We start from the raw sequence: 22959 nt of genomic DNA, 5'->3' as shown, positions 1-22959 counted from the left end.
AGATGGCCGAATGATGTCGATGATGGAACCGAAGGGGTTGGGCCTGGTGCCCATGGTTGTTGAGCAGAGTGGTCGTGGCGAGCGTGCCTACGATATCTACTCGCGCCTGCTGAAGGAACGCATTGTGTTCCTGGTGGGTCCGGTTACCGACGAGTCGGCCAATCTGGTTGTGGCACAGATGCTGTTCCTCGAATCGGAAAACCCGGACAAGGACATCTTCCTGTATATCAACTCGCCGGGCGGCTCGATTACCGCCGGCATGTCGATTTACGACACGATGAATTTCATCAAGCCGGATGTTTCGACCCTGTGTATCGGCCAGGCGGCCAGCATGGGGGCGTTCCTGCTGGCGGCAGGGGCCAAGGACAAGCGCTTTGCCCTGCCCAACAGCCGGGTGATGATTCACCAGCCGCTGATCGGCGGCCTGAGCGGTCAGGCCACGGATATCGAGATCCATGCGCGCGAACTCATGAAAGTGAAGGCGCGGATGAACGAGCTGCTGGCCAAGCATTCCGGCCAGACAGTCGACAAGGTGCAACACGATACCGAGCGGGACAACTTCATGTCGGCCGATGAGGCCCAGGCCTATGGTCTGATCGACAAGGTGTTGTCGTCGCGTCGTGAGGCCAAGGTTTAACCGTACGGACACGCTTAGATGGCTGACAAGAATAGCAACGAAAAACTGCTGTATTGCTCTTTCTGCGGAAAGAGTCAGCATGAGGTCCAGCGGCTGATCGCCGGGCCGCAGGTTTTTATCTGCAATGAGTGCGTCGAGCTGTGCAACGACATCATCCGCGAAGAGCTGACCCAGGGCACCCATGAGGGTGCCGTGGCCGGCGAAGAGCGCAAGCTGCCGGTGCCACAGGAAATCCGCGAAAGCCTGGATCAGTACATCATCGGGCAGGACCTGGCCAAGAAGACGTTGTCGGTGGCGGTGTACAACCACTACAAGCGGCTCTACACCCAGACGGCCAACAGCGAGGATGTCGAGCTGTCCAAGAGCAATATCCTGCTGATCGGGCCGACCGGCTCGGGCAAGACCTTGCTGGCACAGTCGCTGGCACGCCTGCTGGATGTGCCGTTCGTGATTGCCGATGCGACCACGCTGACCGAAGCCGGTTATGTGGGCGAGGATGTCGAGCACATCATCCAGAAGTTGCTGCAGAAGTGCGACTATGATGTGGAGAAGGCGCAGCGCGGCATTGTCTACATCGACGAGATCGACAAGATTTCCCGCAAGTCGGAAAACCCGTCGATTACCCGTGATGTGTCCGGTGAGGGTGTGCAGCAGGCCCTGCTCAAGCTGATCGAGGGCACCGTGGCCTCGATTCCGCCGCAGGGTGGCCGCAAGCATCCGAACCAGGAGTTCATCCAGGTCGATACCACCAACATTCTGTTCATTTGCGGTGGCGCGTTCGATGGTCTGGAAAAGATCATCCGCCGTCGTTCGGAAAAGGGCGGGATTGGTTTTGGTGCCGAGCTGAAGTCGACCGACGACGAGCGCAATGTGTCGACCCTGTTCAAGGAAGTCGAGCCGGAAGACCTGATCAAGTTCGGTCTGATTCCCGAACTGATTGGTCGCCTGCCGGTGGCGGCCACGCTGGAAGAGCTGGATGAGGAAGCGCTGGTCACGATTCTGACCATGCCCAAGAACGCTCTGGTCAAGCAGTACCAGAAGCTGTTCTCGATGGAAGGTGTGGAGCTGGAGGTGCGTCCGTCGGCGTTGCGGGTGACCGCCAAGCAGGCGCTGGCGCGCAAGACCGGTGCCCGTGGTCTGCGCTCGATTCTGGAGCGCGCATTGCTCGATACCATGTATGACCTGCCTTCGATGACGGATGTCGAAAAGGTGGTGGTGGACGAGAAAGTCATCGAGAAGGGCGAGAAGCCGTTGTTCATCTATCGCGAAGCGGGTGATGACAAGGCGCAGTCGGCCTGATCGACCTGACCTCCGTAAAAACCGCCCCTCGGGCGGTTTTTTTATTTGAAGCGTCGGAAAACTGTTTTAGTATGGGGTGGTTGATATTTGGTTGCACTGCCCCATCTTTCCTGCAAGATAGTCAGAACAAGGTCTGGTGATATGTCACAAGCCACAGAATTACTGGAAGACACCGTATTGCCCCTGTTGCCATTGCGCGATGTGGTGGTCTCTCCGCATATGGTCATCCCCTTGTTTGTAGGTCGCAGCAAGTCGATCTGCGCCCTGGAAACCGCCATGGACGAAGGCAAGCAGATCCTGCTGGTCGCGCAGCGTTCTGCTTCCAAGGATGAGCCTTCGCCGGAAGATCTCTACAGCGTCGGCACGATTGCCACCGTGCTGCAGATGCTCAAGCTGCCGGATGGTACCGTCAAGGTGCTGGTCGAGGGGCGGCAGCGCGCCCGCATCAAGGATGTGCGCGAAGAGGGCGGCTGCTTCGTCTGCATGGTGATGCCGCTGCCGCTGGAGGATGACGACGGCACCGAAACCGAGGCCATGCGCCGTGCGCTGCTGGCCCAGTTCGAACAGTACGTCAAACTGAACAAAAAGATTCCGCCGGAGATTCTGTCTTCGCTGGCCGGTATCGAAAAGGCCGGTCGTCTGGCCGATACCATCGTGGCCCACCTGCCGCTCAAGCTGGAGCAGAAGCAGGAAGTGCTGGAGATGTTCGATGTCAAGGCGCGGCTCGAGCACCTGCTCGCCCAGCTGGAGAGCGAGATCGACATTCTGCAGGTCGAACGCCGCATCCGTGGCCGCGTCAAGCGCCAGATGGAGAAGAGCCAGCGTGAGTATTATCTGAATGAGCAGGTCAAGGCCATCCAGAAAGAGCTTGGCGAGATGGACGAGGCCGGCGACTTCGAGGAGCTGGAAAAGAAGATCCGTACCGCCGGCATGACCAAGGAAGCGCGCGAAAAGGCGATGTCCGAGCTGAAGAAGCTCAGCATGATGTCGCCGATGTCGGCCGAGGCGACCGTGGTGCGCAACTATATCGACACCCTGCTGGATCTGCCCTGGAAGAAAAAGAGCAAGATCAACAAGGATGTGGCCAATGCCGAGGCGGTGCTGGAAGAGGATCACTTCGGCCTGGACAAGGTCAAGGAGCGCATCCTGGAGTATCTGTCGGTGCAGCAGCGTGTCGACAAGCTCAAGGCGCCGATTCTGTGTCTGGTCGGACCGCCCGGGGTGGGCAAGACCTCGCTGGGGCAGTCGCTGGCGCGTGCGACCGGCCGCAAATTCGTGCGCATGGCGCTGGGCGGTGTGCATGACGAGTCGGAAATCCGCGGTCACCGCCGTACCTATATCGGCTCGATGCCGGGCAAGGTGCTGCAGAACATGACCAAGGTCGGCGTCAAAAACCCGTTGTTCCTGCTGGACGAAGTGGACAAGCTGGGTGCCGACTTCCGTGGTGATCCGGCCTCGGCGCTGCTCGAAGTGCTGGATCCGGAACAGAATCACTCGTTTGTCGACCACTACGCCGAGGTTGAGTACGACCTGTCCGATGTGATGTTCGTGGCGACGGCCAACTCGCTGAATATTCCGCCGGCGCTGCTGGACCGGATGGAAATCATTCGTCTGGCCGGCTACACCGAAGACGAGAAGGTCAATATTGCCCAGCGCTATCTGGTACCCAAGCAGGTGAAGGCCAATGGTGTGCAGGAAGGCGAGCTGGTGCTGCAGGAGTCGGCGCTGCGAGATATTGTGCGCTATTACACCCGCGAGGCGGGGGTGCGCAGCCTGGACCGCGAGGTGGCCCGCATTTGCCGCAAGGTGGTGACGGGGCATCTGCTGAAGAAGGGCGGCTCGGGCAAGGTGACGGTCAATGCCAAGAACCTCGAGAAGTATCTGGGGGTGCGGCGTTTCGACTTCGGTGTGGCCGAAGAGGAAAATCGCGTCGGTCAGGTCACCGGCCTGGCCTGGACCGAGGTGGGTGGCGAACTGTTGACCATCGAGGCGGTGGCCTTGCCGGGCAAGGGTAATATCATCCGCACCGGGCAGCTGGGCGAAGTGATGCAGGAGTCGATTACCGCCGCCATGAGCGTGGTGCGCAGCCGTGCCGCCAGCCTGGGCATCAAGCGTGACTTCTACGAAAAGCTGGACATGCACATTCACGTGCCCGAGGGGGCAACCCCCAAGGACGGTCCGAGTGCCGGCGGGGCCATGACCACCGCCATCGTCTCGGTGCTGACCGGTATTCCGGTCCGTTCGGATGTGGCCATGACCGGCGAGATCACCCTGCGTGGCGAAGTGTTGCCGATTGGTGGTCTGAAGGAGAAGCTGCTGGCTGCATTGCGGGGGGGGATCAAGCATGTGCTGATCCCGCAGGGAAACGTCAAGGACTTGGCCGAAATCCCTGCTAACATCAAAAGTAAGCTCGAAATCCATCCGGTCAAATGGATTGATGAAGTGCTGACGCTGGCGCTCGAACGGCAACCCGAGCCGCTGACGGAGGAGGAAAAGGCCGAAGAAGTGCTTTCTACGGGCGATTCCGGTAAAAGTGTGTCGGTTATGACGCATTAAAAAACAGGTGTTTAGCAAATCCTTGTGAAAGCATGTAGAAAAGGGCTTCCTTCGCGTTGTGCTAAATGGCAGAATGCTCCGAAAGCCGCTTGACACAAGGATTTGCGCCTTGTTATAAAGCAAACGGTTTTTATCCAACTACCTACGTAGACCGAGAATGACGAAAGGGGACTTACGTGAACAAGTCTGAATTGATTGATGCTATCGCCGCTCAAGCTGACATTTCGAAAGCTGCGGCTGCCAAGGCGCTCGACGGCATGATTGCTTCCGTGACCGACGCCCTGAAGAAGGGTGACACCGTAACGCTGGTTGGTTTCGGTACTTTCTATGTTGGCGAACGCGCTGCTCGCAGCGGTCGCAACCCGAAGACCGGCGAAACCATCAAGATCGCTGCTGCTCGCTCCCCGAAGTTCCGTGCTGGCAAGGCACTGAAAGACGCGCTATAATCTGACCCCTTACACAAGGGCGTTGTCTCGCCTTGACTGGCGAGACCGTTCGGGCGTTTAGCTCAGTTGGTAGAGCGTCTGCCTTACAAGCAGAATGTCGGCGGTTCGACTCCGTCAACGCCCACCAGGGTTTGGAGCGGTAGTTCAGTTGGTTAGAATACCGGCCTGTCACGCCGGGGGTCGCGGGTTCGAGTCCCGTCCGCTCCGCCAGAAGACACAAAAGGTGAACGCGCTCTAACGTTCACCTTTTTCTTTTTTACTACGAGTTAGGTCGCCATGTTCAAGTTCGTCGAGAACAACAAAATCGTCATCCAGGTCATTCTTGGCCTGGTGGCCCTGACGTTTGTCGGGTTCGGTGTCAGCAGCTATAGCTCTGTGGCCGAGGACCCGTATCTGGTCAAAGTCGGCAGTACCAAGATTGCCTTGCGCGACATCGATCGCGAACTGGATGGTCAGCCGATCAATGCCGATGCGCGCCAGCGTGCGCTCGAAGGGCTGATCCAGCGCAACCTGATTCTCAATGAGGCCGCCTCGACGCGTCTGCTGGTTGGCGACGCGCAGCTGCAGCAGGCCATTGCCTCGATTCCGGCTTTCCAGGACAACGGCAAGTTCAGCCTGGACAAGTACAAGGATTTTCTGGCCAAGCGCCAGATGACCGGCCCGCAATTCGAAGAGCGCATCAGCCGCGACCTGCTGATGCAGAACCAGATGTCGGCCTTTACCTCCGGCCAGATCACCTCGCAGGCACTGGCCGGCCGCATCGGCCAGATTCTGGGCGAGACCCGCACGGTCAGTGCCATGGTGCTGACCCCGCCGGCCTTTGCCTCGCAGGTCAAGCTGGATGATGCCACCATTGCCGCCTACTACAAGGCCAATACCGCCAAGTTCAAAGCACCGGAAGCCGTCAAGCTGAGCTATGTCGTGCTGTCGCAGGCGCAGCTGGCGCAATCCCTCAATGTCACGGATGAAGAACTGCACAAGTTCTATCAGCAGCATCTGGACCAGTTCGGCCAGGAGCAGCGCCGTGCCTCGCACATCCTGCTGACCGTTCCGCAGGGGGCGGCGCCGCAGGATGTCGCCAAGATCAAGGCTGAAGCGGATGCCATCCTCAAGCAGGTGCGGGCCAATCCGGCCAGCTTTGCCCAGGTGGCACGAGCCCGCTCGCAAGATCCGGGGTCGGCGGAAAAGGGCGGTGATCTGGGGTTCTTCCCGCGTGGCGCCATGGTCAAGGCCTTTGACAATGTGGTGTTCCAGATGAAGCCGGGCCAGATCAGCGAAGTGGTGCGCAGCGAGTATGGTTTCCACATCATTCGCCTGGATGCCATCCAGCAGCCGGATTTTAATGCTGTCAAGGAACAGGTGGCGCAGCAGCTCAAGCTGCAGAAGGCGGCTGCCGTCTTCCGCAGTCAGAGCGACACCCTGACCGAAGTGGCCTATCAACAGGGCGATTCGCTCAAGGGCGTGCAGGATGCGCTCAAACTTGTGCCGCAGCAAAGTGGCTGGATCACGCGTGACCCGTCCGGTCAGGATCCGCTGCAATCCAATCCCAAGGTGCTGGCAGCGGCATTCAGCAATGACGTGCTGGTCAAGAAGCACAACAGCGAACCGATCGACATGGGCAACAACACCCTGGTGGTGCTGCGTGTGACGGATCATCAGCCGGCGCACCAGCTGAAGCTGGATGAGGTTCGTGACGCCATCAAGATGCAGCTGATCGCCACCGAAGGTGCCAAGCTGGCAACTGCCAAGGGCCAGGCCGATCTGGCTGACCTGAAGGCCGGCAAGCCGGTGACGGCGCAGTGGACGCCGACCCATGACCTGTCGCGCCAGCAGGCACCGCAACTGCCGGTTGCCGATCTGCGTGCCATCTTTGGTGCCGATGTCAGCAAGTTGCCAGCCTATGTCGGGCTGAAGCACGATACCGGTGAATATGTGATCTACCGTATCTCTGCCCTCAAGCCGGCGCCGGCGCTGACTCCGGATCAGCTCACGCAGCTGACAGGCCTGGTGGGAACGATGAACACCAACGCCCAGGTGGCGGGCTATCTGAAGGCCCTGCGTACCAAGTACCCGGTGCTGGCAGGCAAGCAGAAGCTCAACAGCCAGTCGCAGGACGAATAAGTCTCACGGTCTGGTCGGCAAAAAGCCCCGCAAGGGGCTTTTTGCTTGTGGGCGACATGAAAAAAAGACCCCGAGTGAACTGACCCCAATAAGTTGGACAGTTTGCTACTAGCCTTGCCAGGCCTGAGTTCTGTACATCACAGGACTCAGGCCTTTTAGTTTGAGCTTGATACGCTCATGGTTGTCATAGTGGATGTACTTCCGAATGCCCGCCTGTAAAGCGTCGATACTCTCGAAGCGGTTCAGGTGGAAGAATTCCGCTTTCAGTGTGCCAAAGAAGCGCTCCATCGCGGCATTATCCAGGCAGTTTCCCTTGCGCGACATACTCTGGGTGAGACCATGAGACGCGAGTTGGCGCCGGTAGGCAGGCATCTTGTATTGCCATCCTTGATCAGAGTGCAGTACTGGCGCATCAGGGTTCGTCAGTTTGGCTAATGCCTTGCGGAGCATGTTGCCCACCAAGGGAAAGTGCGGTCGCGCTTGCATCTCGCAGGCGATGATCTCCCCATTGTAGAGATTCATCACCGGCGAAAGGTAAAGCTTGTCGCCTCGCACGTTGAACTCGGTCACATCGGTCACCCACTTTTGGTTTGGCCGGTCTGCCTGAAACTGCCGACTCAGTACGTTCGGCACTTCAACAGGGTAATCGCCCCGGTAGGAAAAGTGCTGCGCGACAACTGAGCCACCTTCAGCAAGGTGGGCAGCGCATGTTCCTGCCTTAGCTCGATCACGGCTTGCGCTTTTTGGGCGCAGCTTGCTGAGCGGCTCGAGCCAAGGCGTCCCATTTTTTTAGATACGCCACCTCCGCGCGCAGAAGCTCATTCGCTTCTTGAAGGGCATTCAACGCACGTGCTTCGTCAGACTTGGTGATCTGGGAATTGGGAGACTTGCTATGTTTCGTCATGAAAACACCCCAAAGTTTGGACGGGTGTCCAACCTTTGGGGTGCAGTTCAGAGGGGGCCTTTTTGCCGTGTCGGCAGAGAGATCAGCCGGCGAAGTTCTTGGCGGCGAAGTCCCAGTTGACCAGCTTCCAGAACGCGTCGAGGTAGTTCGGACGGCTGTTGCGATAGTCGATGTAGTAAGCGTGTTCCCAAACGTCACAGGTCAGGACCGGCTTCTTGTCGCTGGTCAGCGGGGTAGCGGCATTGCTGGTGGAAACCAGGTCCAGCGAGCCATCCGGGTTCTTGACCAGCCAGGCCCAGCCGGAGCCGAAAGTGCCGATGGCGGTCTGGGTAAAGGCCTTCTTGAACTCTTCGAAGGAGCCCCACTTGGCCTTGATGGCATCGGCCAGGGCGCCGGTCGGTTCACCGCCGCCGTTCGGCGACAGGCCGAACCAGTAGAAGGTGTGGTTCCAGACTTGGGCGGCGTTGTTGAAGATCCCGCCCGAAGACTTCTTGACGATGTCTTCCAGGGACGCCTGTTCGAACTCGGTGCCCTTGATCAGGTTGTTCAGATTGGTGATGTAGGTCTGATGATGCTTGCCATAATGGAATTCCAGGGTTTCCTTGGAAATGGCAGGGGCCAGGGCATCCAGCGCGTACGGCAGTTCCGGCAGTTTGTGTTCCATCTTGCTCTCCTATCTGTTGGGATTGGCCAACCTTTTTGCTTGTGCCACAAGTTTACTGTAAGCGGCGATGACATGCCAATAGTTGACTAATATCCTTGGGATTTGTTTCTTCTATGGATATTCCGTGCTAATGCCGGAGGGCGCTGCGGCAGGCAGGATAAAACTGGTAGAATTGTCGTTTAGTCCGAAAATGTCTCAAGCACAGATGAGTGATCAGAACGAAAACTATGAAGACGCGACGCTGAGTCTGCGTACGCCGCCGCACTCGATGGAGGCCGAGCAATCGGTACTGGGTGGCCTGCTGCTGGATAATGCCGCCTGGGACAAGATTGCCGACGTCCTGTCGGATGCGGACTTCTATCGCCACAATCACCGCCTGATTTACCAGCACATTGCCAAGCTGGTCGAACACTCCCGTCCGGCCGACGTGGTCACGGTATCCGAGAGCCTGGACAAGAGCGGCGAACTGGCCGAGATCGGTGGCCTGGCCTACATTGCCTCGCTGGCACAGAACACCCCGTCGGCGGCCAACATCCGGCGCTATGCCGAGATCGTGCGCGAGCGTTCCATCATGCGCCAGCTGGCTGCGGTCGGTGCCGAGATCGCCGAATCGGCCTATAACCCACAGGGCCGCGATGCGGCGCAGCTGCTGGACGAGGCCGAGGGCAAGGTATTCAAGATTGCCGAAAGCACGGCCAAATCCAAGCAGGGCTTCCTGGAGATGCCCAATCTGCTGAAGGAAGTGGTCGAGCGCATCGACATGCTCTACAGCCGAGAGAATCCGGACGAGGTGACCGGCATCCCGACCGGCTTCATCGATCTGGATGCCCGCACTTCCGGCCTGCAGCCGGGGGACCTGGTGATCGTCGCCGGTCGTCCCTCCATGGGCAAGACCGCCTTCTCGATGAATATTGCCGAGCACGTGGCGGTCGAGGAGCGCAAGCCGGTGGCGGTGTTCTCCATGGAAATGGGCGGCACCCAGCTGGTGATGCGTATGCTGGGTTCGGTCGGCCGGCTGGATCAGCACGTGCTGCGTACCGGTCGCCTGGGCGACGAGGACTGGCAGAAGCTGACCTTTGCCATCGGCAAGCTGTCCGAGGCCCCGATGTATATTGACGAAACCCCGGCGCTGACGGCACTGGAGGTGCGTGCGCGGGCTCGCCGGCTGGCGCGCCAGCATGGCGGGGAACTCGGCCTGATCGTGATCGACTACCTGCAGCTGATGAGTGGTTCCGGCCGCGGTGGCGAGAACCGTGCCGCCGAGCTGGGCGAAATTTCCCGCGGCATGAAGGGGCTGGCCAAGGAGCTGAAAGTGCCGCTGATCGCGTTGTCGCAGCTGTCGCGTAGTGTCGAGCAGCGACCCAACAAGCGTCCGATGATGTCCGACTTGCGTGAATCCGGTGCCATCGAGCAGGACGCCGACATCATCATCTTCATGTATCGTGACGAGTACTACAATCCGGATTCGCCGGACAAGGGGCTGGCCGAGGCCATTATCGGCAAGCACCGTAACGGCCCGACGGGTACCGTGCGACTGGCCTTCGTCGGTCAGTATGCCAAATTTGAAAATGCCGCCCTGCACGGCGCAACCGGCTGGGCGGACAGCGACGGTTAACAGGCGAACACCATGAGCTACTTCCAACATCACGTATTCATCTGCTGCAATCAGCGCGAAGGCGGCGAGACCTGCTGCAACAACCATGGCGCCAGCGACCTGCTGGCCTATATGAAAGATCAGGTCAAGGCGCGGGGCCTGAACGGCGAGGGCAAGGTTCGTATCAACAAGGCCAGTTGTCTCGGGCGTTGCGACCATGGCCCGGTCATGGTGGTCTACCCGCAGGAGACCTGGTACACCTTCGTCGATCAGCAGGATATCGACGAGGTCATCGAATCGCATCTGCTGGCCGGCAAGCCGGTGGAAAGGCTGAAGATCTGATGGCGCGCACCACGCAGGCGCTGACCGTAGACGGTCCGGTCGGCGACCTGGAAACCCTGTTTCTGGCGCCGGAAGGCGAGTGCACCGGGGTGGCGGTGATCTGCCATCCCAACCCGCTGCAGGGGGGGGCCAATACCAACAAGGTGGTGCAGACCGCAGCCAAGGCCCTGTCGCAACGAGGATATGCCTGCTATTGCCCGAATCTGCGCGGAGTCGGTGCCAGCCACGGTACCCACGATCACGGCGCGGGTGAGGTGGAAGATGTCCTGGCGGTCATCGGGCGGGCACAGGCGGATCACCCCGGTCTGCCACTGGCCCTGGCCGGCTTCTCCTTTGGCGGTTTTGTGGCGGCCAGGGTGCGTGAGCGCATCGAGGCCGACAAACTGCTGCTCATCGGCGTGGCGGTTGGCAAGTACGTTCTGCCGACGCCGGCGGTACCTGCCGGCACGCTGGTGATTCATGGCGAAGAGGATGAGGTGATTCCGCTGGCCGATGTGCTCAGCTGGGCACGGCCACAAAGTCTGCCTGTAACGGTCTTCCCCGGTGTGGGGCATTTTTTCCATGGCAAGCTGGTGGAGCTGGCGGCCTTCATTCGTCAGCGCTTTTGACGCAGAGCCTTCTCTACCCGAAAGAAAACGCCCGGTCGAAGCCGGGCGTTTTTTATGCATCACGCAGGCGTTCAGCGCAGCAAGGTGAGGGCGGCACTTTGCGAGATATTGGCTTGCGACAGGGTCGCGGCGTTGGCCTGCGACAGAATCCGGTTTTGTGCCAGAGAGGCGCTGGCGGCCGCAAAATCGGCATCGCTGATGCGGCTGCGCGCTTCCTGGGCGTTCAGATTGCTGTTGGACAGATTGTTGATGGTGGTGCTGAAGCGATTTTGCGCCGCGCCAACATTCGCCTGGCTGTTGCTCAGCGTGTTCAGATCCTGGCTTAACTGACCGGTCGCATTCAGGGCATTGGCCTGAGTGGTGATGTCGATGGTTTTGGTGGCCGACAGATTACTGTTATAGGTATTCAGCCCCCCGCTGGCCGGTGCATTGTCCAGACCGCTGGCATTGAGGGTGATCTGGTTGCTGCTGGTCCCGTTGGCACCCACCTGGAAGGTGGTGGCGTTATTGCCTGACAACAGGGGCTGGCCATTGAACTGGGTAGTCTGCACGATCCGTGAGTTTTCCTGCGTCAGCTGGTCCACCTGCTGCTGCAGTGCCTGGCGATCGGAACTGGACAGAATGCCATTGCTGGACTGTAGCGCCAGTTGTTGAATCTTCTGCGTGTTTTGTGCCAGCTGGCTCAGGGCGCCACTGGCGGTTTGCGTCAGTGAAATCCCGTCATTGGCATTGGTCAGCGCCTGCTGATCGCCATTGATCTGCGAGGTAAAACCTTGCGAGATGGCCAGTCCGGCGGGGTTGTCCGCGGCGCTGTTGATGCTTGAGCCCGATGACAGCTGGGCCAGCACCTGATTGACAGCCTGCTGGTTGCGCGTGTAGGTGCGTTGTGCATTCAGCGAGTTGGTATTGGTGTTGATGGTCAGGGCCATGGTGCCTCTCCCCTGGTTTCAGAAGGCAATTCGACAGTTCAGTCTAGATCCCGTCTGCTTGGCCAGCAAGTGTCATATTGTTATCAAGTGTCTGATCGGAAAAGAAAACATGGGCAAATCACCGCGGCAGGGTGATCGCCACGGCCAGCCCGCCGTCGTCGGGGAGGAAGGCGCGGATTTGCCCGCCATGGCCCTCAATGGCGCGGCGGGCAATCGCCAGCCCGAGACCATAGCCGTCACCATGCCCCTGAGTGCCGCGATAAAAGGGCGAGAAAATGGCCTCCAGTTCGGAGGGGGCCACGCCAGGGCCGTGATCGCGGACCAGAATCTGCAATCCTGTCGCGTCTTGTTCGGCACGCAGTTCAATCGTGCTGCCTGCCGGCGCAAAGCGCACGGCATTGCGCACCACATTTTCCAGGCTGCGGTGCAGCAGGGCCGCCTGAGCGGAACGGACAAAGCTGCCGGACGCCTGCAGCGAGACCCGGCAGTCGCGTGCCTGGCCCTCGAAGGCGGCATCTGCCGCGATCTCGCTCAGCAGATCCATCACATCCACCGTGGTTTCGCTGGTCGCCACGCCACTTTCCAGTCTCGCCAGCGTCAGCACTTCATCCACCAGGTTGTCCAGCCGCTCAATTTCACGCTCGATGCGCCTCAGCGCGCTATCCAGCTGTTGCGGGTGCTGCTGCAGCAGGCCGAGTACCGCCTGCAACCGTGCCAGCGGTGAACGCAACTCATGGGAGACATCATGCAGCAGGCGCTGCTGGGCCCCGATTTGTTGTTGCAGCTGCCAGGCCATCTGATCAAAGTCCTGCGCCAGTGCCGCCAGCTCGTCACGCCGATGCCCCATGCGTTCACTGATTCGCGTCTCCAGTTGGCCCGAGGCAATGTCACGCAAAGCCTGCCGCAGCAGACGGACAGGGCGCAACATGGTCCAGGCCAGACCGGCACTGAACCCCAGGCTGACCAGCATGGCGATGACAATCAGCAACCAGGGGGGTGGCGGCGGGCCGTGCGGTGGCGAGCTGCTTGGGGTCGCGGCCAGCCATTGCAGGGTATAGCGCTGGCCAGAGGGTGTGCTCACCTGCCACTGGCCTTCCACCACCTCGCCGCTGGCGCTGCCGGGCATGGCCTGGCCATCGGCACTCAGGATGCGCAGTGCCGGGTGATGTTGTCCCGACTGGTTTTGCAGCAGCAATCTCACGCTGTCGAGCTGGCCGGCTTGCAGCAGGGTGGCGAAGGTGTTGAGCGGTGGCGGTGGCGCGTGGTTGCCGGGAGGCGCCGACCAGGCCAGCCATTGCGGGTGATAGTGGCGAATCAGGCCGGCTGTGGCGCCGGCAGTCAGGGCAATGGCGATAAAGGCCAGCCAGAAGGCCAGAATGAATCGGCTGAACAGGCGCAGCATCTTAATCCACGACCAGCTGATAGCCCATGCCGCGGATGGTGCGAATGCTCGACTGGCCATCCTGCTGTAGCGGCAACTTGTGGCGAATGCTGCTGATATGGACATCGATGCTGCGATCGAATGGCTCCAGCGATCGCCCCAGTGCCCACTCGGACAAATTCTGCCGGCTGACGATTCGGCCGGCATGACGAACCAGCACTTCCAGCAGGTTATATTCGATACCGGTCAGTCTCAGTGGCTGATCGGCATACGAAGCCAGACGCTGAGCGGGCGTCAGACGGAGTGCGCCGACCGCCAGGATGGCTGTCGCGGTCTCGATCGCGGACTGACTGCGCCGCAGGATGGCTTTCAGTCTGGCCGACAGCTCGCGGGGTGAGCAGGGCTTGGTGACATAGTCATCGGCCCCCAGCTCCAGCCCTAAAATGCGGTCGATATCGTCGCCGCGAGCGGTGAGCATCAGCACAGGCAGGGTGACGCCCTCGGTGCGCAACTGGCGCAAGAGCTGGATGCCATTACTGTCAGGCAACATGACATCCAGCACCAGAATATCATGGCGGCCATAGCGGGCCTGCAGGAGGCCGGATTCACCATCGTGGCGACACGAGACCCGAAAGCCGTCCTGCTGCAGGTATTCGGCCAGCAGACTGGTCAGTTCGGTATCGTCATCAATCAGCAAGACGTGGGGTAGTGGGGGTGTCGCGATCTGCATGCAGACATTATCGGCGTGAATGAAGTGAATGGGAAATGCCTAATAGGGCGGGCTGTCGCCGACAGCCCGCCAGGGGGTCAGCTGGTCGTACCGACCAGGCTGCCGAGTGAGGATGTGGTATGACTGGCCAGATTGGATTGCAGGTTCTTCAGGAAGTTGACCAGGGTCTGGCTGCTGTTGTCACTGCTGCTGGTGCTGCTGCCTCCCTGGGACTGAATGGCACTGAGCAGATTGCTGAAATCCGTATTCAGTTGCGAACTGCTGCTTGAGCTGCCGCTGTCCAGCTGGCTGATCAGCGACTGCAAGTCGCTGGAAAAATCACCGTAAGACGAACTGCTGGCGCTGCTGCTGGTATTTGATGCCTGGCGAGTGGCATCGAACAGATCGTGCATCAGCTGCCCCAGCGCCTGCGGGACGCTGTTGCTCGACGAGCTGTCGCTGCTGCTCGTGTTGCCATCGTCACTTGGGGGCGGCGGCATGTCGCCCTGGCCGCCGGGTGCGGGCAGGTTGATGCCCATCTGGCTGAGTGCCTGGGCAACGCTTTGCATCAGGCCGCCATCATTGCCGCCTTGTTGCTGATCGGCTACCTGCTGGCCGCTGCGGTGGCTATGGTGGCTGCGGGTGCTGCTGATGCTCTGTGTGGTGCTACTGCTGGTAATACTGGTAATGGATGACATGACAACACTCCCTGATGATGAAAGAAGCAGAGCGTGGCCCAGATGCCAGCTCCGTCAGGCCATGGCTAGCAATTTATCGGCCAGTGACGGCGGTCGAGAAGGGTGTGAAGGGTAAAGAAAAGTAAAGATCCGTCAACAAGCATCAAGAAATGAGGTGTAACAGGCGCACCGGGCGGGGGAAGACCGGGGAAACGGGGCAAAAAAGGCAAAAAAAACGGGACGAAAGAGGCTGGCGGCAGTTTTTGCCGGGGCGGCAAGCGGAGTTGCCGCCCTGTGGCTGGCGCAGGGCGGCGGCAGGATTTACTTGAAAACCGGTTTCGGCGGGGCGCCGTCTGACAGGGTCAGCACTTCATAGCCGGTGTCAGTCACCAGTACCGTGTGCTCCCACTGTGCCGACAGGCTGCGGTCCTTGGTGACCACCGTCCAGCCATCGGCCAGCACGCGCAGATGGCGCTTGCCCTGATTAATCATCGGCTCGATGGTGAAAATCATGCCGGGGGCCAGTTCCAGCCCGGTTCCGGGGCGACCGTAGTGCAGAACCTGGGGTTCTTCGTGGAAATTCTTGCCGATGCCGTGGCCGCAGAACTCCTGAACCACGCTGTAACCACTGGCTTCGGCGTGGCGCTGGATGGCGTAGCCGATATCACCCAGACGGGCACCCGGACGAACCTTCTCGATGCCCAGCCACATGCATTCGTAGGTGATCTTCGCCAGGCGTCGTGCCTGCGGGCTGACCTCGCCGACATAGAACATGCGGCTGGTGTCGCCGTGATACCCATCCTTGATGACGGTAATGTCAATATTCATCACATCGCCGTTCTTCAGCGGCTTGTCATTGGGAATGCCGTGACAGATCACATGATTGATCGACGTGCAGATCGACTTGGGATAGGGCGTCATGCCTTCCGGGGTATAGTGCAGCGGTGCCGGGATGCAGCCCTGAGTGTTGACCATGTAGTCATGGCACAGGCGGTCGAGTTCTTCGGTGGTGACGCCGGGCTTGACGTGAGGCGCGATGAAATCGAGCACTTCGGCCGCCAGGCGGCAGGCGATGCGCATTTTTTCAATGTCTTCGGCGGTCTTGATGGTGACGGGCATGCTGAAATCTTTGTCGGTCTAAACCGCTATTCTAGCAAAGCTAAAGAAAACGGGCATCCCGTCGGGATGCCCGCAAATGTCTGACTTCTTGCGGCAGAGGCTTAGAAGCTGTACTTCATGCCCAGGCCGATGGCCTTCAGGGTGTTGCCGGCTGCCAGTGCGGCGGTGCTGCTGCCGACGCCGCTGGTGTAGATCGCGTTGTTGGCAAAGTTGACGTTCTGGTTGGCTTCGTTCTTCAGGCGGGTGGCATAAGCCAGAATCTGGGTTTGCTTGGACAGGTTGTAAGTGCCGCCCAGTACCCACTGATTGGCGCCCCAGTCACCCGAGTTGGTGCTGCTGACATTGCTCAGACCGCCCAGCTTGGTGTAGGACAGGGCAACGGTGGCATTGCCGAAGGTTTGCGAAACGGCCAGGGTCCAGTCCTTCTGGCTCAGGTTGGAGCTGCCGGCGCCGGCGATGTTGCCGTAGGAAGCCGACTCGTAGTTGGCTGCGACCATGGTGCCAAAGTCAAACTTGTAGCTGGAAGCCAGGCGCCAGAAGGTGGTGTTCACCCCTGCGGTACGGGTCGAGGCCGAGAAGCCGCTGGTGCTGGTCAGTGCCTTGGTCGAGGTGTCGGACTGGCGATCGTAAGCCGCGCCAACCTTCAGGCCGCCGTTGGTGTAGCTGGCGCCCAGGCTCCAGCGACCGGTGTTGGTGCTCGGGTTCTGGGTGGTGCTTTCATCGAAGCCGTAGGACAGACCAGCCTGGAAGCCGCTCCATACCGGGGTTTCGTAGTGGATGGAGTTCTTCAGGCGCGCTTCGCCGCGGCCAGCGATGCTGCTCGAGCCCATGATGTCGGCAGTGGTGTCGGCCATGATGTTGGCGCCGACGTTGGTGAAGCGCTTGTAGGCGGAGTCATAGTAACCCAGGCGAACCGTCCCCAGCGTGCTGTCGCTCAGGCCGACAAAGGTGTTGCGGGTCGCGAAGGTGGCTTGCTCGCCCTTGTCGTTGGTGCCGCCCTGGTCGAAGTTCTTCAGGCTGGATTCAACTTGCCAGATGGTCTTCAGGCCATTGCCCAGATCTTCCGTGCCCTTGAAACCGATGCGCGAGTTTTGATCCTGGACGCGGGCGCGACCCGGGTAGGTGGCGTTCGAATTGCTGTTGCTGGCAGATGCGCCTTCAACGGCAGCGCTGATGAAGCCATAAATCGTCACGTCGGCCATGGCCAGCGGGGTGATGAAGGCACCGGCAAGGGCGAGGGCAATGATTTTCTTCTGCATGAAAAGCTCCCGATTCACTAAGTCAGGTGGTAGGTAACTGTCTTGGGCTGTCAGCCCGGAATAGGCGAGAGTATTGTTAATGAATGTTACATGGGCATTACTGATTGATGACGTATGCAAAAAGATACACAAAGGGGGCTTCGGACGCGAAGTGTGTGGTGTGTCTGCGACGAAACGATGGGGTTGTTGCGTAACCGAGACGAGTTGGGGCGGGTACACGCCCGGGCTGTCGATCAGCGCGGGCGGTGGCGGTCAGGCGAGGAAGCGGTTAGGGTAGATTTCGTCGATCAGCGTGCGGCAATCGACGACGCGCAGATCGTTGTCACGGGCGAAGTCGGTCAGATACTGGAACACCTGCGGCTGAATTTTTTCCAGTTTCTTGTCGACCGCTACGCAGCGTACCCCCTCCAGCAGCATCGGGCGCACGTAGGCATGGTAGGAAAGTTTTTTGTCGTCAAACGAAGAGAGAATGCCGCACAGCCGTTCGGCCCAGTCGCTCGGGCGGAAGGTTCGGCCGTCGTGGGTCAGGCCCTGGATGACGATTTCATAGGGGTTGCAGATCATGGTTGCGTGTTCGCTTTGCGCAGCATTGTTATTGGTCTTGCATGATTTCGGGGGCCAACCCCCATTTGATTTTAACACAAACTATATGCGCTTGAAGGGTGGTAATGAGGCCAGCATTTTTTTGCCATAGCTTTGCCGCACCAGTCGATTATCCAGAATGGTGACGCGGCCGTAATCGCGTTCGCTCCGAATCAGTCGCCCGACCGCCTGTACCAGCTTGATCGAGGCTTCCGGTACGGTCAGTTCGGTAAACGGATTGCCGCCGCGCTTTTCAATCCAGCGCGACAGGGTGCGGCCTACCGGGTCGTCCGGCATGGCAAACGGCAATTTGGCAATAATGACATGCACGCAGCGTTCGCCGGGCAGGTCGAGCCCTTCGGAAAACGAATCCAGCCCGAAGATCACGCTGGCCTTGCCGGCCTCCAGGCGCTGCTGATGCTCGGCCAGCAGCACACTCTTGGGCAGCTCGCCCTGAACCAGCAGCAAGTCCCGCAGGGCAGTCGGCACCAGCGCGGCCACCTCCTGCATTTGCTTGCGCGAGGAGAACAGCACCAGTGAGCCGACCGGTTCGCCGGTCGCAATCAGTTTGGGCAGCCACTCGGCAATTTCCCGGGTATGCGCATTGGCATCCTTGGGGCTGGCCAACAGTGGCGGCAGGTACAGCTCCCCCTGTTCGCTGAAGTTGAACGGGGAGTCCAGGGCAATGCAGCTGACTTGTGGCAGCCATTTCAGACCGGTCTGCGCCAGCAGCAGGTCAAAGGCGCCCAGCGAACGCAGGGTGGCCGAGGTCAGCAGGGCCCCGGCGGCGCGACGCCACAGCGTGGCCGCCAGGCTGGCCGCAGCACTGACCGGCGAGGCACAGAACAGATAGTCGCCCTTGCCCTCGCTCTTGCGGGCGATCCACTTGGCGATCGGCGGCTCATTCTCGCCGGTCTGCTTCTCGAACAGATCCCACAGCGCCATCAGCTGCTCGGCCCGCGCCAGCAGAAAACCGAGCTCACTGCTGCTCTTGTCGATGGCCGCGGTGTCGCTGCCCTTGTCCTTGCGGGTTTCGCTCAGCGCATCGTTCAGCTGCGACAGATGTTTGAATACCATGCGTCCCGACATGGCCATATTCGCGGCCGGCGCCTGCAGATGTTCGGGCAGGATGCCGTCCTCGATCAGCCAGACCGGTTCCAGATTGTCGCTGTCCAGTGCCAGCGCTTTCTCGCCTTCCAGCAGCCACAGCCATTCGTTCAGTGTTTCGCTGCAGGCGGCAGCGGCTTCGCTGGCCTGGGCCGCCAGTTCGCCCTTGTTGGTCAGGGCGCCGACGCGGGCGGCGGTGAGGTCGACCTTGTCCAGCCAGGCCAGTGCCACCCCCAGCGAGTGCTCGGCGGCAAACTGATTGACGGCTTTCTTCGCCAGGTGGTGCGCCTCGTCGATGCAGTAAAAACTTTGCTCCGGCGGGGGCAGGATCACACCGCCGCCCATGCCGATATCGGCCAGCAGCAGGTCATGATTGGTGACCACCACATCGACGGTTTCCAGGGTTTCCCGCGCCAGGAAGAACGGACATTCCGGACGGTTGGGGCAGGCCGCCTTGAGGCAGCCGTGGCGGTCGGTGGTCACCCGCGACCACAGGGCATCTTCAATGACCTCCGGCCACTGGTCGCGGTCGCCGTTCCATTTGCGCGACTCGAAGGCATCGGCCAGTTCGCGCAGCTGCGTGATTTCGGCCTGCTCCGGCTTGCGGTCCCACAGGAAAGAAGGGTCGGGGGCCAGCAGCTCGCCCTGCGAGTAGTCGCCGGTCAGCTGGTAGACGCGGTAGGGGCAGAGGTAGCGGCTGCGGCCTTTGGCGATGGCATAGGTCAGCGGCAGGTCGCTGTTGGTGACCACGAACGGCAGGTCGCGATTGACCAGCTGTTCCTGCAGGGCCACGGTCGCACTGGAGATGACCAGCTTGCGATTGCGTGAGCGCGCCATGACGCCGCCGGCCAGCAGATAGGCCAGACTTTTGCCGACGCCCGTGGGGCCTTCGATCACGGCGATGCTTTCGCCTTCACGCTGCGGATTGTTTTCGCCGTCCATCTCCAGGGAGCGCGAGAAGGCGTTGGCAATTTCCGCCAGCATCTGACGCTGAGCCGGCCGCGGGCGGAAACCGGGCAGATTCTGCGTCATGGTGCGGTAGTGGTGGCGAATCGCCTCTTTTTCGACATCGGTGAGCATGCGGCGAATTTTACCTGAAGGTGCGTCCGACTGCTTGTCTGCGTATATCAGTTCCTATTGCTAATGTTGCGCTGCGAAATATTTTTGCCAGAGCGCTTGTCAGACGGTAAAAATTCCGATACATATAAAGACGTGTCGCAAATCTGTACGTTTCTGGCCTTGTCGGGAACCTTGCGACATGAATGACTTGAGACCAGCGTGTACTTGTGAGCCGTTGCGCGTATTACCCGATGCGCGTAATGGCATCTTTTTAGAGAGTAACCATGACGGAAACCATCAAATATCCATCGCACAGCAGCCAGCCCCATGAAGAGATCCGTGGTCTCTTCGTGCGACGACTGGTCCGCGAGCGACGATATGGCCGGCTTCTGTCCAATGTGGCGCGGCTGGGCCAGGTTCTCTCCAACGTCCAGTCCAATCTCGCCACCGGCGCTCTTGCCCAGACTTTGCGACGAAGCCGCTAACCAACCCTGCCCCTGATGCGCCCATGTGGCGCCAAGTGATGGATTGACTCACGGTGTTTCCGTGATGGTTGCGTACGACTTTTGCAAATGTGGGGAATGAATCATGTCGGATATCAATAAAGTAGTTCTGGCTTATTCTGGCGGTCTGGATACCTCGGTTATCCTCAAATGGCTGCAGGACACCTATCAATGCGAGGTGGTGACTTTTACCGCCGACATCGGCCAGGGCGAAGAAGTCGAACCGGCCCGGCGCAAGGCCATTTCGCTCGGCATCAAGCCGGAAAACATCTATATCGATGATCTGCGCGAAGAGTTCGTGCGCGACTTCGTGTTCCCGATGTTCCGCGCCAATGCCATCTACGAAGGTGAATACCTGCTCGGCACCTCCATCGCCCGGCCGCTGATCGCCAAGCGCCAGATCGAAATCGCCAACCGGGTCGGCGCCGATGCCGTCTCCCATGGTTGCACCGGCAAGGGTAACGATCAGGTGCGCTTCGAGCTGGGCTATTACGCCCTCAAGCCCGACGTCAAGGTGATTGCGCCGTGGCGTGAATGGGACCTGCTGTCGCGGGAGAAGCTGCTCAACTATGCCGAGGCCAATGGCATCGACATTTCCAATAAACGCAATGGCGGCAGCCCGTATTCGATGGATGCCAACCTGCTGCACATCTCTTATGAGGGCGCGATCCTGGAAGATCCGTCCAAAGAGCCGGAAGAGTCGATGTGGCTGTGGACCACCAGTCCGGAAAATGCACCCAACGAGGCAGAGTACGTCGAGCTGGAGTTCGCCGGCGGCGACATCGTGGCCATCAATGGCCACGCCATGAGCCCGGCCGCCGTGCTGACCGAGCTGAACCGGCTGGGCAACAAGCACGGTATCGGCCGGCTGGATCTGGTGGAAAACCGCTATGTCGGCATGAAGTCGCGCGGCTGCTATGAAACCCCGGGCGGCACCATCATGCTCAAGGCGCACCGGGCCATCGAGTCGATCACCCTGGATCGGGAAGTGGCGCACCTCAAGGACGAGCTGATGCCGAAGTACGCCAACCTCATCTACACCGGCTACTGGTGGTCGCCCGAGCGCAAGATGATGCAGCAGATGATCGATGCCTCGCAGGCCTCGGTGAATGGCTGGGTACGTCTCAAACTCTATAAGGGCGCTGTCTATGTCGTCGGCCGCGACTCCTCCGACTCGCTGTTCGATGCGCGCATTGCCACCTTCGATGAGGATGGCGGCGCCTACAATCATGCTGATGCTGCCGGCTTCATTCGTCTCAATGCCCTGCGCATGCGGATTGCCGCCCACCACCGGCACCTGAACAAGTAAGCAGGCCAGGAGCCACCGCAAGGTGGCTCTTTCTTTTTGGCAAGTCTTTGATTAATATTGCATTGCGTTTTTTAAATCACCCGGAGCAAGCATGTCGGAACAGGAATTCACCAATCTCAGCATGTATGGCTGCCTCACCGTTCTGATGGTCTTCATGGGCTTCATCATCTGGGATCTTGGCAAGAAGTCCGGTGCGGGCCGCTTCGGCACAGCCATGCTGTTTTTGGTGCTGGGTGTCGGTGTGTTCGGTTTTCTGATCAAGGATGTGATGATCGAAATCCTGGCGCGCTGAATCCTTTTTTTCCCACGGGGGCTCACTGAAACTGTAATTGGCTGCCCGTGCTGATGTCGCTCTGACCCGGCAGCCAGTGGCGTCCCCAGCCGCTGCAGTGACAGGCCCCCACCCGCGCCGCCCCCAGTTGGCGGAAATACCCCCGCACCTGCCACAAATCCCCGGGTCCGCTGCTGCGCAGATGAAAACCGCCCAGTACCGCCTGCACCGGCTGAGACACGCCGCCCACCTGGCGCGCCTGCTCGGTCAGGTTGCAGATGCCGGCATGCGCGCAGCCGCTCAACACCACCAGCCCGTCATCACCCTGCCAGACCAGCCCGGAATCGTCGGCGACCTCGTCGCGACGCCAGCCTTGCGCAGTCAGTTTGGCGCCGAGCGACTTGCCGCCGGGGATGCCGGTTCGGCGTGGTACCTGTCCCAGAAAGCACAGGCGACCGGGCAAGGGGAGCGGGGTATCGCTCAGGGTGAGGGTAAAGTGTTTGGCCAGCGCCGTCTGATCCATCGGGGACCCGAGTTGGCGCCAGGGCTGAGCACGGCGCCTCAGGGGCAGCAGGATGCCACGTGACAGGAAGGCGGCGGGATGTGCCACCAGTTGCGGGCGCAGGCTGCGCCGGGCAAACCAGGCAGCCAGCGCCGGCAGACCGCCACTATGGTCGTAATGGCCGTGTGACAGCACGATGGTACTGACCCGGCTCAGGTCGATGCCCAGTCGCTCGGCATTGGTAATCAGCCGTTCATCCGGACCCGTGTCGAACAGCACGCTGTGTTCGTCTGCCTGCAGGTGCAGCGAGAGACCGCGTCCGGCCAGCAGGTCGTCACGCAGTGACCGGTTTTCGACCAGCACCGTCACGGTCAGGGGCAT

General features: G+C 60.1%; 21 protein-coding genes, 2 tRNA genes and 2 pseudogenes. 13 read left to right on the top strand and 12 right to left on the bottom strand.

All coding sequences use genetic code 11. From position 1 onward, the window contains the following. Positions 1-10 precede the first annotated feature (10 nt). The 7 genes from clpP to JNO51_RS08910 all read left to right on the top strand — a co-directional run bounded on the left by clpP (position 11) and on the right by JNO51_RS08910 (position 7059). Positions 11-637: an ATP-dependent Clp endopeptidase proteolytic subunit ClpP gene (gene clpP / locus JNO51_RS08940; RefSeq protein WP_215776197.1), complete on the top strand. Its 627-nt coding sequence runs from the start codon at positions 11-13 to the stop codon at positions 635-637. An 18-nt stretch (positions 638-655) separates the two neighbouring features. Further along, positions 656-1936 (top strand): ATP-dependent Clp protease ATP-binding subunit ClpX, encoded by a 1281-nt coding sequence (gene clpX, locus JNO51_RS08935; protein ID WP_215776195.1) that lies wholly within the window; start codon positions 656-658, stop codon positions 1934-1936. A gap of 141 nt (positions 1937-2077) precedes the next feature. Continuing rightward, positions 2078-4492 (top strand): endopeptidase La, encoded by a 2415-nt coding sequence (gene lon / locus JNO51_RS08930; RefSeq protein WP_215776193.1) that lies wholly within the window; start codon positions 2078-2080, stop codon positions 4490-4492. A gap of 176 nt (positions 4493-4668) precedes the next feature. Next, on the top strand, positions 4669-4938 hold the full coding sequence (locus JNO51_RS08925) for an HU family DNA-binding protein (protein WP_215776190.1): 270 nt from the start codon (positions 4669-4671) through the stop codon (positions 4936-4938). Positions 4939-4989: 51 nt separating this feature from the next. Further along, positions 4990-5065 (top strand) — tRNA-Val (locus JNO51_RS08920). A gap of 6 nt (positions 5066-5071) precedes the next feature. After that, a tRNA-Asp gene (locus JNO51_RS08915) sits at positions 5072-5148 on the top strand. 66 nt (positions 5149-5214) lie between these two features. Beyond that, complete coding sequence (locus JNO51_RS08910; protein WP_215776188.1) at positions 5215-7059, top strand: SurA N-terminal domain-containing protein; 1845 nt, start codon at positions 5215-5217, stop codon at positions 7057-7059. A 108-nt stretch (positions 7060-7167) separates the two neighbouring features. On the opposite strand, the pseudogene JNO51_RS08905 reads toward JNO51_RS08910, so the two are convergent. The 3 genes and pseudogenes from JNO51_RS08905 to JNO51_RS08900 form a co-directional block, all read right to left on the bottom strand. Beyond that, positions 7168-7719: pseudogene (locus tag JNO51_RS08905) on the bottom strand (IS3 family transposase); the annotation flags it as partial. A gap of 67 nt (positions 7720-7786) precedes the next feature. Beyond that, a complete protein-coding gene (locus tag JNO51_RS17540) occupies positions 7787-7963 on the bottom strand; it encodes a hypothetical protein (RefSeq protein ID WP_371822822.1) in 177 nt (58 codons plus the stop codon). A gap of 82 nt (positions 7964-8045) precedes the next feature. Next, complete coding sequence (locus JNO51_RS08900) at positions 8046-8627, bottom strand: superoxide dismutase (protein ID WP_215776185.1); 582 nt, start codon at positions 8625-8627, stop codon at positions 8046-8048. 205 nt (positions 8628-8832) lie between these two features. Here JNO51_RS08900 and dnaB point away from each other — a divergent pair, with 205 nt between their 5' ends. From dnaB to JNO51_RS08885, 3 genes are read left to right on the top strand one after another with little or no spacing between them, the layout of a single operon-like run. Continuing rightward, positions 8833-10242 carry a replicative DNA helicase gene (gene dnaB, locus JNO51_RS08895; RefSeq protein ID WP_215776183.1) on the top strand — a complete coding sequence of 470 codons (1410 nt, stop codon included), beginning with the start codon at positions 8833-8835 and terminating at the stop codon, positions 10240-10242. A gap of 12 nt (positions 10243-10254) precedes the next feature. After that, positions 10255-10563 carry a ferredoxin gene (locus tag JNO51_RS08890; protein ID WP_215776181.1) on the top strand — a complete coding sequence of 103 codons (309 nt, stop codon included), beginning with the start codon at positions 10255-10257 and terminating at the stop codon, positions 10561-10563. Further along, positions 10563-11171, top strand: a complete 609-nt coding sequence (locus JNO51_RS08885) for an alpha/beta hydrolase (RefSeq protein ID WP_215776179.1) — start codon at positions 10563-10565, stop codon at positions 11169-11171. The genes JNO51_RS08890 and JNO51_RS08885 overlap by 1 nt, the downstream gene beginning before the upstream one ends. A 71-nt stretch (positions 11172-11242) precedes the next feature. Here JNO51_RS08885 and JNO51_RS08880 read toward each other — a convergent pair whose 3' ends face one another. From JNO51_RS08880 to dinG, 8 genes and pseudogenes are all read right to left on the bottom strand, one after another. Continuing rightward, a complete protein-coding gene (locus JNO51_RS08880; protein WP_215776177.1) occupies positions 11243-12100 on the bottom strand; it encodes a flagellin in 858 nt (285 codons plus the stop codon). A 118-nt stretch (positions 12101-12218) separates the two neighbouring features. Further along, positions 12219-13502 carry an ATP-binding protein gene (locus tag JNO51_RS08875; protein ID WP_215776175.1) on the bottom strand — a complete coding sequence of 428 codons (1284 nt, stop codon included), beginning with the start codon at positions 13500-13502 and terminating at the stop codon, positions 12219-12221. Position 13503: 1 nt separating this feature from the next. Further along, positions 13504-14211, bottom strand: coding sequence for a response regulator transcription factor (locus tag JNO51_RS08870; RefSeq protein WP_215776173.1), 708 nt, complete (start codon positions 14209-14211; stop codon positions 13504-13506). Positions 14212-14288: 77 nt separating this feature from the next. Continuing rightward, the gene (locus JNO51_RS08865) at positions 14289-14888 is read right to left on the bottom strand and encodes a hypothetical protein (protein WP_215776171.1); all 600 of its coding nucleotides are present in this window, start codon (positions 14886-14888) and stop codon (positions 14289-14291) included. A 300-nt stretch (positions 14889-15188) separates the two neighbouring features. Next, positions 15189-15986, bottom strand: a complete 798-nt coding sequence (gene map, locus JNO51_RS08860) for a type I methionyl aminopeptidase (RefSeq protein ID WP_215776169.1) — start codon at positions 15984-15986, stop codon at positions 15189-15191. Between the two features lie 101 nt (positions 15987-16087). After that, the gene (locus JNO51_RS08855) at positions 16088-17245 is read right to left on the bottom strand and encodes a porin (protein WP_215776167.1); all 1158 of its coding nucleotides are present in this window, start codon (positions 17243-17245) and stop codon (positions 16088-16090) included. A 279-nt stretch (positions 17246-17524) separates the two neighbouring features. Beyond that, a pseudogene (locus tag JNO51_RS08850) lies at positions 17525-17809 on the bottom strand (DUF3579 domain-containing protein); the annotation flags it as partial. An 81-nt stretch (positions 17810-17890) separates the two neighbouring features. Then, positions 17891-20014, bottom strand: coding sequence for an ATP-dependent DNA helicase DinG (gene dinG, locus JNO51_RS08845; protein ID WP_215776162.1), 2124 nt, complete (start codon positions 20012-20014; stop codon positions 17891-17893). 263 nt (positions 20015-20277) lie between these two features. On the opposite strand from dinG, the gene JNO51_RS08840 reads away from it, so the two are divergent. From JNO51_RS08840 to JNO51_RS08830, 3 genes are all read left to right on the top strand, one after another. After that, a complete protein-coding gene (locus JNO51_RS08840) occupies positions 20278-20478 on the top strand; it encodes a hypothetical protein (protein WP_215776159.1) in 201 nt (66 codons plus the stop codon). 103 nt (positions 20479-20581) lie between these two features. Continuing rightward, positions 20582-21805 (top strand): argininosuccinate synthase, encoded by a 1224-nt coding sequence (locus tag JNO51_RS08835; RefSeq protein ID WP_215776156.1) that lies wholly within the window; start codon positions 20582-20584, stop codon positions 21803-21805. A gap of 91 nt (positions 21806-21896) precedes the next feature. Next, complete coding sequence (locus JNO51_RS08830) at positions 21897-22097, top strand: DUF2788 domain-containing protein (RefSeq protein ID WP_215776152.1); 201 nt, start codon at positions 21897-21899, stop codon at positions 22095-22097. A gap of 22 nt (positions 22098-22119) precedes the next feature. Here JNO51_RS08830 and JNO51_RS08825 read toward each other — a convergent pair whose 3' ends face one another. Then, entirely contained in the window at positions 22120-22959 is an 840-nt protein-coding gene (locus JNO51_RS08825) for an MBL fold metallo-hydrolase (protein WP_215776148.1), read from the bottom strand.

Origin of the sequence: Paludibacterium sp. B53371, assembly GCF_018802765.1 — a bacterium.
Classification (GTDB): Bacteria; Pseudomonadota; Gammaproteobacteria; order Burkholderiales; family Chromobacteriaceae; genus Paludibacterium.
The sequence above is the reverse complement of the archived record's forward strand: the minus strand, read 5'-3'. Positions and strand labels throughout refer to the sequence as shown.

What these genes read in the sequence shown, in the direction of transcription:
- lon (WP_215776193.1), top strand. Translation starts at nt 2,078, where the DNA reads ATGTCACAAGCCACAGAATTACTGGAAGACACCGTATTGCCCCTGTTG.
- JNO51_RS08885 (WP_215776179.1), top strand. Translation starts at nt 10,563, where the DNA reads ATGGCGCGCACCACGCAGGCGCTGACCGTAGACGGTCCGGTCGGCGAC.
- JNO51_RS08855 (WP_215776167.1), bottom strand. Translation starts at nt 17,245, where the DNA reads ATGCAGAAGAAAATCATTGCCCTCGCCCTTGCCGGTGCCTTCATCACC.
- clpP (WP_215776197.1), top strand. Translation starts at nt 11, where the DNA reads ATGATGTCGATGATGGAACCGAAGGGGTTGGGCCTGGTGCCCATGGTT.
- clpX (WP_215776195.1), top strand. Translation starts at nt 656, where the DNA reads ATGGCTGACAAGAATAGCAACGAAAAACTGCTGTATTGCTCTTTCTGC.
- JNO51_RS08870 (WP_215776173.1), bottom strand. Translation starts at nt 14,211, where the DNA reads ATGCAGATCGCGACACCCCCACTACCCCACGTCTTGCTGATTGATGAC.
- JNO51_RS17540 (WP_371822822.1), bottom strand. Translation starts at nt 7,963, where the DNA reads ATGACGAAACATAGCAAGTCTCCCAATTCCCAGATCACCAAGTCTGAC.
- dnaB (WP_215776183.1), top strand. Translation starts at nt 8,833, where the DNA reads ATGAGTGATCAGAACGAAAACTATGAAGACGCGACGCTGAGTCTGCGT.
- JNO51_RS08900 (WP_215776185.1), bottom strand. Translation starts at nt 8,627, where the DNA reads ATGGAACACAAACTGCCGGAACTGCCGTACGCGCTGGATGCCCTGGCC.
- JNO51_RS08840 (WP_215776159.1), top strand. Translation starts at nt 20,278, where the DNA reads ATGACGGAAACCATCAAATATCCATCGCACAGCAGCCAGCCCCATGAA.
- JNO51_RS08875 (WP_215776175.1), bottom strand. Translation starts at nt 13,502, where the DNA reads ATGCTGCGCCTGTTCAGCCGATTCATTCTGGCCTTCTGGCTGGCCTTT.
- JNO51_RS08890 (WP_215776181.1), top strand. Translation starts at nt 10,255, where the DNA reads ATGAGCTACTTCCAACATCACGTATTCATCTGCTGCAATCAGCGCGAA.
- JNO51_RS08865 (WP_215776171.1), bottom strand. Translation starts at nt 14,888, where the DNA reads ATGTCATCCATTACCAGTATTACCAGCAGTAGCACCACACAGAGCATC.
- map (WP_215776169.1), bottom strand. Translation starts at nt 15,986, where the DNA reads ATGCCCGTCACCATCAAGACCGCCGAAGACATTGAAAAAATGCGCATC.
- JNO51_RS08910 (WP_215776188.1), top strand. Translation starts at nt 5,215, where the DNA reads ATGTTCAAGTTCGTCGAGAACAACAAAATCGTCATCCAGGTCATTCTT.
- JNO51_RS08835 (WP_215776156.1), top strand. Translation starts at nt 20,582, where the DNA reads ATGTCGGATATCAATAAAGTAGTTCTGGCTTATTCTGGCGGTCTGGAT.
- dinG (WP_215776162.1), bottom strand. Translation starts at nt 20,014, where the DNA reads ATGCTCACCGATGTCGAAAAAGAGGCGATTCGCCACCACTACCGCACC.
- JNO51_RS08830 (WP_215776152.1), top strand. Translation starts at nt 21,897, where the DNA reads ATGTCGGAACAGGAATTCACCAATCTCAGCATGTATGGCTGCCTCACC.
- JNO51_RS08825 (WP_215776148.1), bottom strand. Translation starts at nt 22,959, where the DNA reads ATGCCCCTGACCGTGACGGTGCTGGTCGAAAACCGGTCACTGCGTGAC.
- JNO51_RS08880 (WP_215776177.1), bottom strand. Translation starts at nt 12,100, where the DNA reads ATGGCCCTGACCATCAACACCAATACCAACTCGCTGAATGCACAACGC.